We start from the raw sequence: 17,391 nt of genomic DNA on the forward strand, positions 1-17,391 counted from the left end.
TCCCTCCCATGACGGGTCGCACCCGCTGGTCGGTGCGGATGCGATCAAGGAACCTTAACTGGTGTGGCGGCTGGGGCTCCGGAGACCGTCGGGGGTGGACGCCCCGGGCTCCGCGATCTCTCCCGCCGGTACCTTCGGCAGCCGGTAGCAGAGCCCGCCGTACCAGAGGAGCGACAGCGCGAAGCCGAAGCCGAGGCAGAGGATGCCGCCGGCCGCGTCCAGCCAGAAGTGGTTGGCGGTGGCCACGATGACCACCAGGGTCGCCGTCGGGTAGAGCAGCCCGAGCACCTTCACCCACACCGGGCGGGCCAGCATGGCGATCGTCAGCCCGCACCACAGGGACCAGCCGATGTGCATCGAGGGCATGGCCGCGTACTGGTTGGACATGTTGGCCAGGTTGCCCGACGCCATCGAACCCCAGGTGTGGTGCACCACGACAGTGTCGATGAACCCCTCGCCGGGCATCAGCCGGGGCGGGGCCAGCGGGAACAGGTAGTAGCCGAGCAGCGCGACGCCGGTGGTGGCGAAGAGCACCAGGCGGGTGGCGGCGTACCGGCCGGGATGCCAGCGGTACAGCCACACCAGCACACTGATCGTCACGATGAAGTGCAGCGTCGCGTAGTAGTAGTTCATGGGCACGATCAGCCACCCGACCGAGTCGACCGTGTGGTTGACCGAGCGTTCGAAGGCGAGCCCGAGGGTGCGCTCCCACTCCCAGATCCAGTCGGCGTTGCGCAGTGCTTCGTGGCGCTGCGCGGGCACCGCGTTGCGGATCAGGGAGTACGTCCAGTAGCTGATGGCGATCAGCAGGACCTCGAACCACAGCCGGGGCCGGCGGGGGGTGCGCAGCCGGGTCAGAAGCGTAGGCGGGGAGGAGGGGACGGCCTCGATCTCGTCGATGGGTGACGAGGTCGCCGTCCGGCCTTCAGGGGTCCTCAGGATCGCTTCACCCATAGGGCAACAGTCTGCCAGATAGCGGGCTGCGCCAGATCATCCAGAGGGACGGTCTTCGCCAGTTCTGTCCCGCTTCTGGACGGACCCTCGCCCTCCGGGTACGGAGGCGGTTGAACCTCGAACCACCAGTTCGGGGAGGAAGACGAACTCGCTGTGCGGGGCCGGGGTGCCGCCGATCTCCTCCAGCAGCGCCCGTACCGCCGCCTGCCCCATCGACTGCACCGGCTTGCGGATGGTGGTCAGCGGCGGATCGGTGAACGCTATGAGCGGGGAGTCGTCGAAACCGACCACCGAGATGTCGCGCGGGACCGCCAGTCCCCGCTGCCGGGCGGCGCGGATGGCGCCCAGCGCCATCATGTCGCTGGCACACACCACCGCCGTGCAGCCCCGGTCGATCAGCGCGGACGCGGCGGCCTGCCCGCCCTCCAGGGTGTAGAGCGAGTGCTGGATCAACTGCTCGGACTCCTCGGCGGACAGCCCCAGCTGCTCGGCCATCCCGCGCTGGAACCCCTCGATCTTCCGCACCACCGGGACGAACCGCTTCGGGCCCAGGGCCAGCCCGATCCGGGTGTGTCCCAGCGACGCCAGGTGGGTGACGGCCAGCACCATCGCCGCCCGGTCGTCGGGGGAGATGAACGGCGCCCGCACCTTCGGCGAGAAGCCGTCCACCAGCACGAACGGCACGCCCTGGCCGCGCAGCTGGTCGTAGCGGCCCATGTCGGCGCTGGTGTCGGCGTGCAGTCCGGAGACGAAGATGATCCCCGCGACGCCCCGGTCCACCAGCATCTCGGTGAGCTCGTCCTCGGTGGAGCCGCCCGGGGTCTGGGTGGCCAGCACCGGGGTGTAGCCCTGGCGGGTCAGCGCCTGGCCGATCACCTGGGCCAGCGCCGGGAAGATGGGGTTCTCCAGCTCGGGGGTGATCAGCCCGACCAGCCCGGCGCTGCGCTGCCGCAGCCGCACCGGCCGCTCGTACCCCAGGACGTCGAGTGCTGCCAGGACGGACTCGCGGGTGCCCGCGGCCACGCCCGGCTTGCCGTTGAGCACGCGGCTTACTGTGGCCTCGCTGACCCCCGCCTGGGCTGCGATGTCAGCAAGCCGTGCGGTCATGGGGTTGGACTGTACCGGTCGCATGTCACATTGCCCACCACGCACAGGAGTCAGCGGGAAGACGCACCGTGTCGCCCTCGGTGGCCGGCTCCGCGGAGGACAGCAGCAGCCTCCCCGGTACGGGGAGTTCGACGGCGTCACCGCAGGTGTTGAGGACGCACAGGAAGCCCGGCCGAGACAGGGCGAGCACGCCCTCCGGCGCGGGGCACCAGGACATCGGACCGTCGCCGAGACCCGGCACCTCCCGGCGGAGGGCGAGTGCGGCGCGGTACAGCTCCAGGGTGGACCCGGGGTCCCCGGTCTGCGCCTCGACGCTGAGATCGGCCCAGCTCTCGGGCTGTGGCAGCCAGCTCGGACCGCCCGGCGCCGGCCCGAAGCCGTACGGCGCCTCCGTACCCGACCAGGGGATAGGCACCCGGCAGCCGTCCCGGAAGCCGTCCTGGCCGGACGCGTCGCCGGTGCGGAAGAAGGCCGGGTCCTGGCGTACCTCGTCGGGCAGGTCGGTGACCTCGGGCAGGCCGAGCTCCTCGCCCTGGTAGATGTACGTGGAGCCGGGCAGTGCGAGCATCAGCAGCGCGGCCGCGCGCGCCCGCCGCAACCCCTGCTCTGGACTCTGATCCGCATAGCGGGTGGTGTGCCGCACGACGTCGTGGTTCGACAGCACCCACGTCGTCGGCGCCCCCACCGAAGCGGTGGCGGCCAGTGACTCGTCGATGACGGCCCGCATCGCGGCGGCGTCCCACGGACAGCGCAGGAAGTGGAAGTTGAACGCCTGGTGCAGCTCGTCGGGGCGGACGTACAGGGCGAGCCGCTCGGCGCTGGGCGCCCACGCCTCCGCGACGCCGATCCGGTCGCCGGGGTAGGAGTCCAGCAGCCGCCGCCACGAGCGGTGGATCTCGTGCACACCGTCCTGGTCGAAGAACGGCAGCACCTGCGCGCCGATGAGTTTGGCCTGTTCCTTGCGGCCGATGTCGGGCAGCCCGGCTGCCTTGACCATGCCGTGCGCGACATCGATCCGGAAGCCGTCCACGCCCAGGTCCAGCCAGAAGCGCAGCACGGAGTCGAACTCCTCGCGCACCTCGGGGCAGTCCCAGTCCAGGTCGGGCTGCTCGGGCGCGAACAGGTGCAGATACCACTCTCCCCCAGTCTTCGACTGGGAGGTGCCCCCAGGCGTGCCGTCCGGATCCGTGGTCCGGGTCCAGGCCGGGCCGCCGAAGACCGACTCCCAGTCGTTGGGCGGCAGCGCGCCGTCCGGGCCCCGGCCGGCGCGGAAGTGGTAGCGGGCGCGGGCTGGTCCGCCGGGGCGGTCCGCCAGCGCCTCGGCGAACCACGGGTGCCGGTCGGAGGTGTGGTTCGGCACCACGTCGACGATCACCCGCAGCCCCAGCTCATGGGCGGTGCGCACCAGGTCGTCGGCGTCCCGCAGATCCCCGAAGAGCGGGTCCACGGCGCGGTAGTCCGCCACGTCGTAGCCGCCGTCGGCCTGCGGCGAGGCGTAGAACGGGGTGAGCCAGACGGCGTCCACACCCAGCCGGGCCAGATGCGGCAGCCGCTGCCTCACCCCGCGCAGATCGCCGATGCCGTCGCCGTCGCTGTCCGCGAACGACCGCACGTACACCTGATAGATGACCGCGTCGCGCCACCAGCCGTCGCCGTACGGCGCCGCGGCGGTCCCGGGGCGGGGAGAGGGGGCGGAGGTCGTCGTCAGCTCTTGCGTCATGGGCAGCTCCTGCGTCATGGGCGCTCTCTGTCGAACCGGCCGGGCGGCTTAACCGGAACGTAACAGCTTTGCAAGACTTGCGGAAGAGCTTGCAGAATCTGGCCCGGGCGCGCCGTCTACGCCCCCGCCTCGCCGCTGTCAAGCGCCCCATCGGCAACCGCCAGGACACGCCGATGTAACGATCCCCCGCTCTTGCAGAAATTTGCCGCAAGGTCTTTCGGCGCCTTTGCATCCCTGTTACGTTCCTCGACAACTCGGCGCCGCGATGGCGCGGCCGGCTTCGAAGGAGTTCACATGCGACGTGGCATAGCGGCCACTGCGCTCGTCGCGGCGATAGCGCTCGCGGCGACCGCCTGCGGCGGTGACGACAGTGACAGCGGTAGCAAGTCCCCCGGAGAGATCTCCGGCACCGTGACCTACTGGGACACCTCCAACGACGCCGAGAAGGCCACGTACGAGAAGCTCGCCAAGGACTTCTCCCAGAAGTACCCGAAGGTCAAGGTCAACTACGTCAACGTGCCCTTCGGCGAGGCGCTGAACAAGTTCAAGAACGCCGCCGGCGCCGGCGGCTCCGGCGCCCCCGACGTGCTGCGCGCCGAGGTCGCCTGGACCCAGGACCTCGCCAACATCGGCTACCTCGCCCCGCTGGACGGCACCCCGGCCCTGGACAACGAGAAGGACTACCTGCCCAAGGCATTGGCCAGCACCAAGTTCAACGGCAAGACCTACGCCGTACCGCAGGTCATCGACACCCTGGGCCTCTTCTACAACAAGAAGATGCTCAAGGACGCGGGCGTCGAGCCGCCGAAGACCCTCACCGAGCTCAAGGCCGCCGCCAAGAAGATCAAGGAGAAGACCGGCAAGACCGGTCTGTACCTGCGCGGCGACGACGCCTACTGGTTCCTGCCCTTCATCTACGGCGAGGGCGGCGACCTGCTCGACACCGAGGCCAAGAAGGTCACGGTGGACGACGAGCCCGGCGTCAAGGCGTTCGCCTCCGCCCGCGACCTGGTCAAGTCCGGCGCGGCGACCACCGATGCCACCGATGGCTGGGACAACATGCAGAACGCCATCAAGAACGGCGACGTCGCCATGACGATCAACGGGCCGTGGGCGATCGAGGACACCCTCGCGGGCAAGGCGTTCAAGGACAAGGACAACCTCGGTGTCGTCCCGGTCCCGGCCGGCAGCGCCGGGCAGGGCTCCCCGCAGGGCGGCCAGAACCTCACCGTGTACGCCGGCTCGAAGAACCTCGACGCCTCCTACGCGTTCGCCAAGTACATGAGCTCGGCCGAGGTCCAGATCAAGACCACCGAGAAGCTCAGCCTGCTGCCCACCCGCGCCTCGGCCTATGAGAACAAGGCCGTCGCCGCCAACCAGAAGGTGAAGTTCTTCAAGGCGGCCGTGGACAAGGCCGTCGAGCGCCCCTGGATCCCTGAGGGCAACAGCCTCTTCCAGGCGATCCTCGTCCAGTTCCCCAGCGTGGTGACGGGCAAGACCTCGCCCGAGGACGCCGCCTCCGAGGTCGGCGACGAGTACCGCAAGCTGCTCAAGGGTGACTGGAAGTAGAGGGAAGTAGGGGACTGACACCGATGGCTGTCGACACCAGGCAGTCGGCGGGATCGGCCGGGGGCGCGGACGGCGCCCCTGGCCGGGTCCGCAAGACTGCCACGAAGAACGGCGGACGGCCCGGCCGGATCCGCCGCGCACTGGCCACCCACTGGTACGCCTGGGCCATGGTCGCCCCCGTGGTGATCGTGATCGGCGTGATCGTCGGCTACCCGCTGGGCCGCGGCGTCTATCTGTCGCTGACCGACGCCAACGAGGCCAACGTCGAGCGGCACATCGGCGTCAACCACCTCCCCGCCACGTACAAGAACGTCGGCCTGGACAACTTCACCGCGATCCTCCAGGACGAGGTCTTCTGGGACCGGCTCGGCTGGACGGTCGTCTGGACCGTCTCCTGCGTCGCCGTGTCCTTCGCGATCGGGCTCGGTCTGGCCGTCATGCTCAACCGCCAGTTCAAGGGCCGCACCCTCTACCGGTCGCTGCTGATCCTGCCGTGGGCCGTGCCCGCCTTCGTCTCCGTCTTCGCCTGGCGGCTGCTCTACAACGAGAAGAACGGCATCCTCAACAAGATCCTCGACGGCGGCGGCATCGACGCGGTGCCGTGGCTGAACGACCCCACCATGGCGAAGGTCTCCGTCATCGCGGTCAACGTCTGGCTGGGCGTGCCGTTCATGCTCGTCGCGCTGCTCGGCGGCCTGCAGTCCATCCCCGGCGAGCTGTACGAGGCCGCCGAGATGGACGGCGCGAGCCCCTGGCAGCGGTTCCGGCACATCACCCTGCCCGGACTGCGCTCGGTCAGCAGCACGGTGATCCTGCTCAGCACCATCTGGACCTTCAACATGTTCCCGGTGATCTTCCTGCTCACCCGGGGCGGTCCCGGTGACAGCACGGAGATCCTGGTGACGTACGCCTACCGGCTGTCGTTCGTGAACAGCCCGCGCGACTTCGCGGGAGCCTCCGCCTGGGGCGTGATGATCCTGCTCATCCTGATGCTCTTCGCGGTGGTCTACCGCCGTTCGCTCCGCAAGCAGGGAGAGGTGTGGTGACCATGGCCACCGCCAAGACCCCGGCCAAGACCCCGGTCCAGGCCCCCGCCAAGACCTCCGGCCGCCGCGGCAAGCGCTCCCTGCCGGCCTCGATCGCCCTGCACGCGACGCTGCTGATCGCCTCCGCCGTCGCGGTCTTCCCGCCGCTGTGGCTGCTGGTGACCTCGTTCAAGCCCAAGACCGAGGCGTTCAGCACCGATGTGGTCAAGAGCCCGACGCTGGAGAACTACGACCACGTCCTCAACGACACCGAGTTCCTGAGCTGGTTCGGCAACTCGCTGCTGATCGTCGCCGTCACCACCGTGCTCGGCGTCCTCATCGCGGCCACTACCGGATACGCCGTCAGCCGCTTCCGCTTCCCGGGCATGCGCCCGCTGATGTGGCTGCTGCTGATCACCCAGATGTTCCCGATGGCGATCCTCATCGTGCCGCTCTACAACATCATGTCGAAGCTCGGCTGGCTCAACCAGCCGGTCTCCCTCATCGTCACCTACCTCACGATCGCGGTGCCGTTCTGCGCGTGGATGATGAAGGGCTACTTCGACACCATCCCGGTGGAGATCGACGAGTCCGGCCGCGTGGACGGGCTGAACCCGTTCGGCACGTTCTGGCGGCTGATCCTGCCGCTGGCCAAGCCGGGCATCGCGGTCACCGCGTTCTACACCTTCATCACCGCCTGGGCCGAGGTCGCCTACGCGTCGGCGTTCATGACGGGCGAGGAGAACCTCACGCTCGCCGCCGGCCTGCAGACCTTCGTCAACCAGTACACGTCCGACTGGGGTGCCATGACCGCGGCCGCCGTCATGATCGCCGTCCCGGCCGCCCTGGTCTTCTCCTGGGCCCAGCGGCACCTGGTCGCGGGCCTCACGGCCGGCGCGACGAAGTCCTGACCAGGCGCGTCCTGATCCGGGCATCCACACCCATACGAGAACCAGGAAGACATGACGCAGCATCTCGCTGACCCCGCCGTCGACACGGCAACCACCCCCGAACGCCGCGGCGGCGGCCGCGACTGGTGGAGAGACGCCGTGATCTACCAGGTCTACCCCCGCAGCTTCGCCGACGGCAACGGCGACGGCATGGGCGATCTCGAAGGCGTACGCGGCCGGCTGCCGTACCTCAGGGACCTCGGCGTCGACGCCGTCTGGCTCAGCCCCTTCTACGCGTCCCCGCAGGCCGACGCCGGATACGACGTCGCCGACTACCGCGCCATCGACCCGATGTTCGGCACCCTGCACGACGCCGACGCCGTCATCCGCGACGCGCACGCCCTGGGCTTGCGCGTCATCGTGGACCTGGTGCCCAACCACTGCTCCGACCAGCACGCCTGGTTCCGGCAGGCGCTGCGCGAAGGCCCGGGGTCGCCGCTTCGCGAGCGGTTCCACTTCCGCCCCGGGCGGGGCGAGCACGGCGAAGAGCCGCCCAACGACTGGGAGTCCATCTTCGGCGGCCCGGCCTGGACCCGCGCCGACAACCCCGACGGCACCCCGGGGGAGTGGTACCTGCATCTGTTCGCCCCCGAGCAGCCGGACTTCAACTGGGAGCACCCGGCCGTCCGCGACGAGTTCCGCTCGATCCTGCGGTTCTGGCTCGACATGGGCACCGACGGTTTCCGCATCGACGTGGCGCACGGCCTGGTCAAGGCCGAGGGGCTGCCCGATCTCGGCCGCGGCGAACAGCTGAGGCTGCTGGGCAACCAGGCCATGCCGTTCTTCGACCAGGACGGTGTGCACGAGATCTACCGCAGCTGGCGCGCGATCCTCGACGAGTACTCGGGGGAGAGGATCGGGGTCGCCGAGGCGTGGACGCCCAGCCCCGAGCGCACCGCGCTCTACCTGCGCCCCGACGAGCTGCACCAGGCGTTCAACTTCCACTTCCTGGGCACCCCCTGGGACGCGGAGAAGATGCGCGCGGTCATCGACGAGTCGCTGGAGTCGATGCGCCCGGTGGGGGCGCCGACGACGTGGGTGCTGTCGAACCACGACGTCGTGCGGCACACCACCCGCTATGCGGAGGAGAGTCCGGAGCAGGGGTTGCGGCGGGCGCGTGCCGCCGCGCTGCTGATGCTCGCGCTGCCCGGTTCCACGTACATCTACCAGGGCGAGGAGCTCGGCCTGCCCGAGGTCACCGACCTGCCCGACGAGGTGCGCCAGGACCCCTCCTTCTTCCGGGAGAACGGGCAGGACGGACTGCGCGACGGCTGCCGGGTGCCGATTCCGTGGTCGGGTACGGAGGCGCCGTACGGGTTCGGGCCGGTGCCGGGCGGTCCGAGCTGGCTGCCGCAGCCCGAGAGCTGGGCTGATCTCAGCGTCGAGGCCCAGACCGGGGACCCCGGGTCCACCCTGGAGCTGTACCGCTCCGCCCTCGCCCTCCGCCGGGACCACGCCGACCTGGGCGCGGGCGAGTCCGTGGAATGGCTCGACGCGCCGCACGGCGTCCTGGCCTTCCGCCGCGGCGACTTCGTCTGCACCGTCAACACCACCAAGGCGCCGGCATCGATAGCCGTACCGGGCCGGGTGCTGCTGGCCAGCGGCGAACTGCCCGATCCGGACGGCGCGTTCGAGCTTCCCGCGGACACCGCCGTGTGGTGGGCCGGGTGAGCGCACCGCCGTCACGCGACGACGGTCCGGCGGGTACGCCCCGGCTGGCCGACATCGCCGCCCAGGCGTCGGTGAGCGAAGCCACCGTCAGCCGGGTGCTGAACGGCAAGGCGGGAGTCGCAGGCAGCACCCGGCAGCGGGTCCTCGCCGCGCTCGACGTGCTCGGCTACGAACGCCCGGTGCGGCTGCGGCGGCGCAGCGCCGGTCTGGTGGGGTTGGTGATCCCTGAGCTCACCAACCCCATCTTCCCCGCGTTCGCGCAGGTCATCGAGCAGACGCTGGCCGGGCACGGCTACACGCCCGTGCTGTGCACGCAGATGCCCGGCGGTGCGACCGAGGACGAACTGGTCGAGCAGCTGGAGGAGCGCGGGGTCACCGGCATCGTGTTCCTTTCCGGCCTGCACGCCGACACCACCGCCGACGCCACCCGGTACGCGGAACTCGCCGCGCGCGGCGTCCCGTTCGTCATGATCAATGGATACAACCCGCGGGTCACGGCACCGTTCGTGTCCCCCGACGACCGGGCGGCGGCGCGCATGGCCGTGGCGCATCTGGTCGCGCTGGGGCACGAGCGGATCGGCCTGGCCGTCGGCCCCGCCCGGTTCGTACCGGCGCAGCGCAAGACGGAGGGCTTCGTGGCGGCCGTCGGGGAGGCGCTGGGCACCGGCGCCGAGGAGGCCCGTTCCCTGGTCCAGCACACCCTGTTCACCGTCGAGGGCGGCCAGGTCGCGGCGGGCGCACTGCTCGACCAGGGGGTCACGGGCATCGTCTGCGGCAGCGACCTGATGGCGCTCGGCGCCGTACGCGAGGCGTGGCGGCGCGGGCTGAACGTGCCGCGGGACGTCTCGGTCGTGGGCTTCGACGACTCCCCGCTCATCCCCTTCACCGACCCGCCGCTGACCACGGTGCGGCAGCCGGTGCAGGCCATGGCCACCGCCGCCGTGGGGGCGCTGCTGGAGGCGGTCGAGGGGAATCCCGTGCAGCCCACGGAGTTCGTCTTCCAGCCCGACCTGGTGGTACGCGGCTCGACGGGGCAGGTACGCCGGGGCGGTTGACCGGGGACGTACGCCGGAGGGGGGCGTACGTGTGGGCTCCTCCCGCCCGAGGGCGGGCAAGGAGGACCGGTCCGGCCGGCCGGGCGCGTGGGGTCCGCGTCGTGTGACGCGGCCCCCCGGCCGGCCGGACCGGCGGCGTCGAACGTAACACCGTCGCAATCCTTTGCGAAAGGTCTTGCAACAAACAACTACCGGGGATACGGTCCGGTAACCGCGAATGAGCGATCGGCCGCTCGTTCGTCAGGACCCTTCACTGGCCTTACGGGCATGGCGCGTTGCCGTACGAGGCTGAACGTCACCCCAAACTCCTTCCCCCCACGGAGGAACGATGGCCATCAGAACGCGTACCGCTGCCCTCGCCACCGCCCTCGCGGCGGGCGCCGCGACCCTGTGCACCCTCCCCGCACCGGCCCAGGCCACCCCGCCCGGCGAAAGGGACGTCACCGCCGTCCTGTTCGAGTGGAAGTTCGCTTCGGTGGCCAAGGCGTGCACGGACACCCTGGGCCCGGCGGGCTACGGCTACGTCCAGGTCTCGCCGCCCCAGGAGCACGTCCAGGGCAGCCAGTGGTGGACCTCGTACCAGCCCGTCAGCTACAAGATCGCGGGTCGGCTCGGGGACCGCACCGCCTTCAAGGACATGGTCGACACCTGCCACGACGCGGGCGTCAAGGTCGTCGCGGACACCGTCATCAACCACATGACCTCGGGCTCGGGCACCGGTACTGGCGGCACCTCGTACACGAAGTACGACTACCCCGGCGCCTACTCGGCCTCCGACATGGACGACTGCACGTCCGAGATCACCAACTACAAGGACCGCGCCAACGTCCAGAACTGCGAGCTCGTCGGCCTGGCCGACCTCGACACCGGCGAGGACCGGGTACGCGACCGGATCGCCGCCTACATGAACGACCTCCTCTCGCTCGGCGTCGACGGCTTCCGTATCGACGCGGCCAAGCACATGCCCGCGGCCGACCTCGCCGCCATCAAGTCCCGGCTGAGCGATCCGAACGCCTACTGGAAGCAGGAAGCCATCTACGGTGCCGGGGAGGCCGTCTCGCCCAGCGAGTACCAGGACACCGGGGACGTCCAGGAGTTCCGGTACGCCCGCGACCTCAAGCGGGTCTTCAACAGCGAGAACCTCGCCTACCTCAAGAACTACGGTGAGGGCTGGGGCTACATGGCTTCGGCCAAGTCCGCCGTCTTCGTCGACAACCACGACACCGAGCGCGGCGGCGACACCCTGAACTACAAGGACGGCGCCAACTACACCCTCGCCAACGTCTTCATGCTGGCCTGGCCGTATGGATCGCCCGACGTGCACTCCGGCTACGAGTGGAGCGACAAGGACGCCGGACCGCCCAACGGCGGCACGGTGAACGCCTGCCACAGCGACGGCTGGAAGTGCCAGCACGCCTGGCGCGAGATCTCCTCGATGGTCGCCCTCCGCAACACCGCCCGCGGCCAGGCCGTCACCAACTGGTGGGACAACGGCAACGACGCCATCGCCTTCGGCCGCGGCGACAAGGCGTATGTCGCCATCAACCACGAGACCGGCGCGCTCTCCCGCACCTTCCAGACGTCGCTGCCCCAGGGCACGTACTGCGACGTGCAGTCGGGCCGCAGCGTCACGGTGAACGGCTCCGGTCAGTTCACCGCGACCCTGGGCGCCAACACGGCGGTCGCACTGCACACCGGGGCCCGCACCTGCTCCGGCTAGCGGCCGGTACCCCCGATCGGCCGCCCGGCGAACCACCCCGCCTCGCCGGGCGGCCCACCCGTACCCATCCTGACGAGGAGACGCAGTTGATCCGCTCACCGCGCCGGACGGCGATCACCATCGCCGTCGCCCTGGCCATGGCGGTCCTCCCCGCCGTGCCGCACGCCCTCGCCGCCCCGGCCCCCCGCTCCGCCGACCGGCAGCAGCCGACGGCGGCCCCGCCCATCGACCTGGCCACGGCGAAGGCGCAGTGGATCGACCGCGACACCGTCGCCTGGCGCACCGACGGCGCCGACGCCACCGGCCAGACGCTGGCGTACGCGCCCGACGGCGGCATCGCCGTCGACAACGGCCGCCTGACCGGCGCGGTCGGCCGGCTGCGCCTGATCCCCGTCGACGGCGGGCTCACCGACGCCCAGCGCGCCGCCTACCCGCACCTGAAGGACCACCCCGCCTACCGGATCGACGCGCGCGACCGCGACCAGGTCCGCCAGGCCCTGCGAGGGCAGCTCGTCGCCGCGCGCACGGGCGCCGACGGCACCCTCATCGCGGCCACCGGCGTCCAGATCCCCGGCGCCCTGGACGACCTGTACGGGGACGCCGCCACCCGCGCCGCGCTCGGCCCCGTCTTCCGCGACGGCCGTCCCACCCTCGCCGTCTGGGCCCCCACCGCCCGTACGGTCGCCCTGGAACTGGACGGCAGGACCGTCCCCATGCGCCGGGACGCCGACAGCGGCGTCTGGCGCGTCACCGGGGACCGGAGCTGGCGCGGCAAGCCGTACCGCTACGCCGTCACCGTCTGGGCTCCCAGCGTCCGCCGGATCGTCACCAACAAGGTCACCGACCCCTACTCCACCGCCCTGACCGCCGACTCCGCCCGCAGCCTCGTCACCGACCTGCGCGATCCGGCCCTGGCCCCCCGGGGCTGGTCCGCGCTCGGCAAGCCCGCGGCCGTACCGTCGCGCGACGCGCAGATCCAGGAACTGCACATCCGCGACTTCTCCATCGCCGACCGCACCAGCGACCACCCCGGCGGCTACCTGGCCTTCACCGACTCCGGCTCGGACGGCATGAAGCACCTCGCGCGGCTCGCCGCGTCGGGCACCTCCTACGTCCACCTGCTGCCCGCGTTCGACTTCGGCACCGTCCCGGAGAAGCGCGCCGACCAGGCCGAACCCGACTGCGACCTGGCCGCGCTGCCCGCCGACTCCGAGCGGCAGCAGGAGTGCACCGGCGCCGTCGCCGCGAAGGACGGCTTCAACTGGGGCTACGACCCGCTGCACTACACCGTCCCCGAGGGCTCCTACGCGACCGATCCGGATGGTCCGGGCCGCACCCGCGAGTTCCGGCGGATGGTCCAGGGCCTCAACCGCGCCGGCCTGCGCACCGTGATGGACGTCGTCTACAACCACACCGTGGCCGCCGGGCAGGACGAGAAGTCCGTACTCGACCGCATCGTGCCCGGCTACTACCACCGGCTCCTCGACGACGGCGGCGTCGCCACCTCCACCTGCTGCGCCAACACCGCGCCCGAGCACCGGATGATGGGCAAGCTCGTCGTCGACTCCGTGGTGACCTGGGCCAAGGAGTACAAGGTCGACGGCTTCCGCTTCGACCTCATGGGGCACCACCCCAAGGCCAACATCCTCGCCGTACGGAAGGCCCTCGACGCCCTGACCATCGAGAAGGACGGCGTCGACGGCAAGGCGGTCATCCTCTACGGCGAGGGCTGGAACTTCGGCGAGGTCGCCGACGACGCCCGCTTCGTCCAGGCCACGCAGCGCAACATGGCGGGCACCGGCATCGCCACCTTCAGCGACCGGGCCCGCGACGCGGTGCGCGGCGGCGGCCCGTTCGACGAGGACCCGCGCGTCCAGGGCTTCGCCTCCGGCCTGTACACCGCCCCCAACGGCGCGCCCGCGAACGGCGATCCGGCGCAGGCGAAGGCCCGCCTCCTCCACTACCAGGACCTGATCAAGGTCGGGCTGAGCGGCAACCTGAAGGACTTCACCTTCACCGACACCCGCGGGCAGCGCGTCAAGGGCTCCGAGGTCGACTACAACGGCTCCCCGGCGGGCTACGCCGCCGACCCCGGCGACGCCCTCGCCTACGCCGACGCCCACGACAACGAGACCCTCTACGACGCCCTCGCCTTCAAGCTCCCGCAGGGCACGTCCGCCGCCGACCGCGCCCGCGCGCAGGTGCTGGCCATGGCCACCGCCGCGCTCTCCCAGGGCCCGGCGCTCAGCCAGGCCGGCACCGACCTGCTGCGCTCGAAGTCGCTGGACCGCAACTCCTACGACAGCGGCGACTGGTTCAACGCCCTGCACTGGCGGTGCCAGGACGGCAACGGCTTCGGCCGCGGCCTGCCCCCGGCCGCCGACAACCGGCCCAAGTGGCCGTACGGCAAGCCGCTGCTGGCCGACCCGGCGCTGCGGCCGGGCTGCGCGGAGACCACCGGCGCCTCGGCCGCGTACCGGGACCTGCTGCGCATCCGTACGAGCGAGAAGGCGTTCAGCCAGGCCACGACCGCGGGGGTGCAGTCCGCGCTGTCCTTCCCGCTCTCCGGCACGGACGAGACCCCCGGCGTGATCACCATGCGGCTCGGGCGGCTCGTCGTGGTCTTCAACGCCACCCCGGAGCGGCAGCATCAGACGGTGCCCGCCCTCGCGGGGGAGCGGTACGGGCTGCACCCGGTGCAGGCGGCCGGCGCGGACGCGGTGGTGAGGACATCCTCGTACGAGGCGGGTTCGGGCACCTTCACGGTCCCGGCCCGCACGGTGGCGGTCTTCGCGCGCGGCTAGACCGCCGGGTTCAGGAGGCGGGCTGCGGGATGAGGCCGAGCAGCCGGGCCGCCAGGTCGGCGAGCGGCCCGTCCGGCGGCTCCTCGGCCATCATCCGCCGCAGCAGCTCCGCCATGTCCTCGTCGTACGCGGCGCTGACCGCCGTCAGCGCCGCGAAGTCGTGCACCAACTGCCGCTCCAGCTCCCCGCGCGGCACCCGGCGGCCGTCCAGCCACAGCAGCGCCGTGGTCTCCGCGTGCGACACCCATGAGCGGACCAGCAGCTCCACGCGCGGCGAGGGCTCCGCGATCCCCAGGTGCCGCAGGATCTGCTCGTACCCTTCCTGCCGTACCCGCTCGATGATCGCGCTCGTACTGCTGCTGCCCACCGCCGGGCCGCCGCGCATCAGCGCCGAGAAGCCCGGCCCGTGTTCGTCCACGAAGTCGAAGTACCGGTGCGTGACGCGCAGCAGCCGCGCGCCCAACGGGCCCTCCTGCGGCTCCTGGAAGCGGCGCTCCAGCTCCTGCGCCGCGCGCCGCACCGCCGCCTCGTACAGGCTCTGCTTGCCCGGGAAGTAGTGGTAGACCAGCGGCCGCGAGATCCCCGCGGCCTCCGCTATCTCGTCGATCGAGACGTCCTCGGGCGCACGGTGGCTGAACAGCTCCAGCGCGACCGAGATCAACTGCTCGCGCCGCTCCTGAACGCCCATTCTCCGGCGCATTCCGCTCGTCATGCGCCCACTCTAATGACCGAAGATGAACGGGCCCGCGACGCTACGGCTCACAGGTCCAGGACGAGACGGTCCCCGCAGGCGCGTGAGACGCAGATCAGCATCGAGTCCGCGCGCTCCGCGTCCGTCAGCAGCTCGTCGCGGTGATCGATCTCGCCGGAGACCACCCGCTGCCGGCAGGTGCCGCAGAAGCCCTGCCGGCAGGAGTACGGCACGTCCGGCAGCGCCTGTTCGCGGATCGCGGCCAGTACGCTCTGCCCTGCGGGCACCGCCACCGTGCGGCCGCTGCGCCGCAACTCGACCTCGAACGGGCGCTCCCCGCCCGCGCCCGGTGCCACCGGCGTGAACCGCTCGGTGTGCAAGTCGAGTCCCTCCGGCAGCAGTTCGGCGACCGCCGCCATCAGCGGCTCGGGGCCGCAGGTGTAGACCGCGCAGCCCGGCGGCGCCTCGGCGAGCGCGGCGGCCAGATCCGGCAGCCCGTCGGTGTCCTCGGCCACGACGCGCAGCCGCCCCGAACCGGCGCTCCCCGAACGGCCCGAACCCGCGGCTCCCAGCTTCTCGACCTCGTCCAGGAACGGCATCGTCGCCCGCGACCGCCCCCCGTAGAGCAGCGTCCACGGCACGCCCGCCGCCTCGGCCGCCCGCAGCATCGGCAGGATCGGGGTGATGCCGATGCCGCCCGCGATGAACAGGTAGGCGTGGCTGGGCACCATCTCGAAGCGGTTGCGCGGACCGCGCACCGTCACCGCCGTGCCCTCGTGCAGCTGTTCGTGCACCTCCCGCGAACCGCCCCGCCCGTCCCCGATGAGCCGGACCGCGACGGTGTACGAGGAGCGGTCGGCCGGGTCGCCGCACAGCGAGTACTGCCGCACCGCGCCCGACGGCAGCACCAGGTCGACATGCGCGCCCGGCTCCCAGCCCGGCAGTTCCTCGCCCTCCAGCCGCAGCCGCAGGACGCCGTCCGCCTCCTCCACGCGCTCCGCCACCAGCAGCTCGCGGCTGTCGCCGGTCCGCCGCCCCACCCCGGACACGGGTTCCGGCAGCGCGGGCAGCGGCCAGAGCGGAGACGCCTTGATCCGCCGCCGCAGGGCCCGCCGCGCCAGCAGCGCGGTCCCGGCGACCAGCAGGGCCGTGCGGGTGCGGGGCAGGGGCATGTCAGCAACCTCCGGTGGTACGGGCGCCGTCGCCGGGGGCGGCGGTCCGGGCGTCGGCGGCGAGCGCGGCGGGTGAGCCGGCGAGGTAGGCGATGGCCTGCGCCGAGCTGCCGTGCCGCGACGGGTGGTACGAACGGCTGAGGTACTGCGGGATCGAGCGCGCCATGGCGCCGGGCGTCGGCAGCACGCCCTCCCGTCCGGCGCGCCGCAACTCCTTGAAGCTCGCCCTGCCGTCGGCCAGGGTCGGATCGTTCTCCATGAAGAAGCGCACCCCGCGCTGCCATAGGAAGACCAGCGTGCCGAGCGCGGTGGCCCAGGCCCGCACCCGGCGCCGGTAGCCGCCGTCGACGTGCATGAACAGGTCGAAGGCCACCGAGCGGTGCTCGACCTCCTCGGCGCCGTGCCAGCGCAGCAGGTCCAGCATCATCGGGTCGGCGCCCTTGCGGTCCAGCGCCTCGGCGTTGAGCACCCAGTCCCCGAGGAACGCCGTGTAGTGCTCGACCGCCGCGATGATCGCGACCCGCTCCAGCAGCCACCACCGGCTCGCCCGGCCCGGCGGCAGCGTCCGGTCCCCGAGGAGCTTCTCGAACATCCAGTCCACCTGCGCGGTGTACGGAGTCGGGTCCAGGCCCAGCTCGCGCAGGTGTGGCAGCACGTCGTCGTGCGCCTTCGCGTGCATCGCCTCCTGGCCGATGAACCCGATGACGTCCTCGCGCAGCGCGTCGTCATGGATGAAGGGGAGGATCTGCTTGTACACATGCACGAACCAGCGTTCGCCCGCCGGGAGCAGCAGGTGCAGCACGTTGATGGTGTGCGTGGCGGTCGGGTCGCCCGGAATCCAGTGCAGCGGCGTGTCTGCCCACGCGAAGGAGACGTTGCGGGCGCGCAGCGGGGTGTGCTCCGACGCTATCGGAGCGGGCTGCGCCTTCGCCTTGTTAGACATGATGTCAATG

The 17,391-nt window shown here is 71.2% G+C and carries 12 protein-coding genes and 1 pseudogene; 7 read left to right on the forward strand and 6 right to left on the reverse strand.

Features of this window, described 5'->3' with window-relative positions; all coding sequences use genetic code 11:
- Positions 1-54 precede the first annotated feature (54 nt).
- The 3 genes from ACQUSR_RS24525 to ACQUSR_RS24535 are packed head-to-tail and all read right to left on the reverse strand — an operon-like array spanning position 55 to position 3,781.
- The gene (locus ACQUSR_RS24525) at positions 55-954 is read right to left on the reverse strand and encodes a phosphatase PAP2 family protein (protein WP_431044771.1); all 900 of its coding nucleotides are present in this window, start codon (positions 952-954) and stop codon (positions 55-57) included.
- Between the two features lie 36 nt (positions 955-990).
- Entirely contained in the window at positions 991-2,061 is a 1,071-nt protein-coding gene (locus ACQUSR_RS24530) for a LacI family DNA-binding transcriptional regulator (protein ID WP_431044772.1), read from the reverse strand.
- A gap of 25 nt (positions 2,062-2,086) precedes the next feature.
- Positions 2,087-3,781, reverse strand: a complete 1,695-nt coding sequence (locus ACQUSR_RS24535) for a glycoside hydrolase family 13 protein (RefSeq protein ID WP_431044773.1) — start codon at positions 3,779-3,781, stop codon at positions 2,087-2,089.
- A gap of 294 nt (positions 3,782-4,075) precedes the next feature.
- On the opposite strand from ACQUSR_RS24535, the gene ACQUSR_RS24540 reads away from it, so the two are divergent.
- The 7 genes and pseudogenes from ACQUSR_RS24540 (at position 4,076) to pulA (ending at position 14,575) form a co-directional block, all read left to right on the forward strand.
- The gene (locus tag ACQUSR_RS24540) at positions 4,076-5,350 is read left to right on the forward strand and encodes an extracellular solute-binding protein (RefSeq protein WP_431044774.1); all 1,275 of its coding nucleotides are present in this window, start codon (positions 4,076-4,078) and stop codon (positions 5,348-5,350) included.
- A gap of 23 nt (positions 5,351-5,373) precedes the next feature.
- Positions 5,374-6,396, forward strand: coding sequence for a carbohydrate ABC transporter permease (locus ACQUSR_RS24545; RefSeq protein ID WP_431044775.1), 1,023 nt, complete (start codon positions 5,374-5,376; stop codon positions 6,394-6,396).
- Positions 6,397-6,398: 2 nt separating this feature from the next.
- Positions 6,399-7,286, forward strand: coding sequence for a sugar ABC transporter permease (locus ACQUSR_RS24550; protein ID WP_431044776.1), 888 nt, complete (start codon positions 6,399-6,401; stop codon positions 7,284-7,286).
- A gap of 51 nt (positions 7,287-7,337) precedes the next feature.
- Entirely contained in the window at positions 7,338-8,996 is a 1,659-nt protein-coding gene (locus ACQUSR_RS24555) for a glycoside hydrolase family 13 protein (RefSeq protein WP_431044777.1), read from the forward strand.
- A complete protein-coding gene (locus ACQUSR_RS24560) occupies positions 8,984-10,051 on the forward strand; it encodes a LacI family DNA-binding transcriptional regulator (protein ID WP_431044778.1) in 1,068 nt (355 codons plus the stop codon). Before ACQUSR_RS24555 ends, ACQUSR_RS24560 begins: the two co-directional genes overlap by 13 nt.
- A gap of 328 nt (positions 10,052-10,379) precedes the next feature.
- Positions 10,380-11,768 (forward strand): annotated as a pseudogene (locus ACQUSR_RS24565) (alpha-amylase); the annotation flags it as partial.
- A gap of 140 nt (positions 11,769-11,908) precedes the next feature.
- On the forward strand, positions 11,909-14,575 hold the full coding sequence (gene pulA / locus ACQUSR_RS24570) for a pullulanase-type alpha-1,6-glucosidase (RefSeq protein WP_431047808.1): 2,667 nt from the start codon (positions 11,909-11,911) through the stop codon (positions 14,573-14,575).
- A gap of 10 nt (positions 14,576-14,585) precedes the next feature.
- On the opposite strand, the gene ACQUSR_RS24575 is transcribed toward pulA, so the two are convergent.
- From ACQUSR_RS24575 to ACQUSR_RS24585, 3 genes are read right to left on the reverse strand one after another with little or no spacing between them, the layout of a single operon-like run.
- Positions 14,586-15,287 carry a TetR/AcrR family transcriptional regulator gene (locus tag ACQUSR_RS24575; RefSeq protein WP_431044779.1) on the reverse strand — a complete coding sequence of 234 codons (702 nt, stop codon included), beginning with the start codon at positions 15,285-15,287 and terminating at the stop codon, positions 14,586-14,588.
- Positions 15,288-15,334: 47 nt separating this feature from the next.
- Positions 15,335-16,438 carry a PDR/VanB family oxidoreductase gene (locus ACQUSR_RS24580; RefSeq protein WP_431044780.1) on the reverse strand — a complete coding sequence of 368 codons (1,104 nt, stop codon included), beginning with the start codon at positions 16,436-16,438 and terminating at the stop codon, positions 15,335-15,337.
- 1 nt (position 16,439) lies between these two features.
- Complete coding sequence (locus ACQUSR_RS24585; protein ID WP_431044781.1) at positions 16,440-17,381, reverse strand: metal-dependent hydrolase; 942 nt, start codon at positions 17,379-17,381, stop codon at positions 16,440-16,442.
- Between the last annotated feature and the right edge of the window lie 10 nt (positions 17,382-17,391).

Origin of the sequence: Streptomyces sp. P1-3, from assembly GCF_050613155.1 — a bacterium.
GTDB lineage: Bacteria > Actinomycetota > Actinomycetes > Streptomycetales > Streptomycetaceae > Streptomyces.

Excerpts from the sequence above, each read along its gene's own strand:
- ACQUSR_RS24525 (WP_431044771.1), bottom strand. The coding sequence starts at position 954 with ATGGGTGAAGCGATCCTGAGGACCCCTGAAGGCCGGACGGCGACCTCG.
- ACQUSR_RS24530 (WP_431044772.1), bottom strand. The coding sequence starts at position 2,061 with ATGACCGCACGGCTTGCTGACATCGCAGCCCAGGCGGGGGTCAGCGAG.
- ACQUSR_RS24535 (WP_431044773.1), bottom strand. The coding sequence starts at position 3,781 with ATGACGCAAGAGCTGACGACGACCTCCGCCCCCTCTCCCCGCCCCGGG.
- ACQUSR_RS24540 (WP_431044774.1), top strand. The coding sequence starts at position 4,076 with ATGCGACGTGGCATAGCGGCCACTGCGCTCGTCGCGGCGATAGCGCTC.
- ACQUSR_RS24545 (WP_431044775.1), top strand. The coding sequence starts at position 5,374 with ATGGCTGTCGACACCAGGCAGTCGGCGGGATCGGCCGGGGGCGCGGAC.
- ACQUSR_RS24550 (WP_431044776.1), top strand. The coding sequence starts at position 6,399 with ATGGCCACCGCCAAGACCCCGGCCAAGACCCCGGTCCAGGCCCCCGCC.
- ACQUSR_RS24555 (WP_431044777.1), top strand. The coding sequence starts at position 7,338 with ATGACGCAGCATCTCGCTGACCCCGCCGTCGACACGGCAACCACCCCC.
- pulA (WP_431047808.1), top strand. The coding sequence starts at position 11,909 with ATGGCGGTCCTCCCCGCCGTGCCGCACGCCCTCGCCGCCCCGGCCCCC.
- ACQUSR_RS24575 (WP_431044779.1), bottom strand. The coding sequence starts at position 15,287 with ATGACGAGCGGAATGCGCCGGAGAATGGGCGTTCAGGAGCGGCGCGAG.
- ACQUSR_RS24580 (WP_431044780.1), bottom strand. The coding sequence starts at position 16,438 with ATGCCCCTGCCCCGCACCCGCACGGCCCTGCTGGTCGCCGGGACCGCG.
- ACQUSR_RS24585 (WP_431044781.1), bottom strand. The coding sequence starts at position 17,381 with ATGTCTAACAAGGCGAAGGCGCAGCCCGCTCCGATAGCGTCGGAGCAC.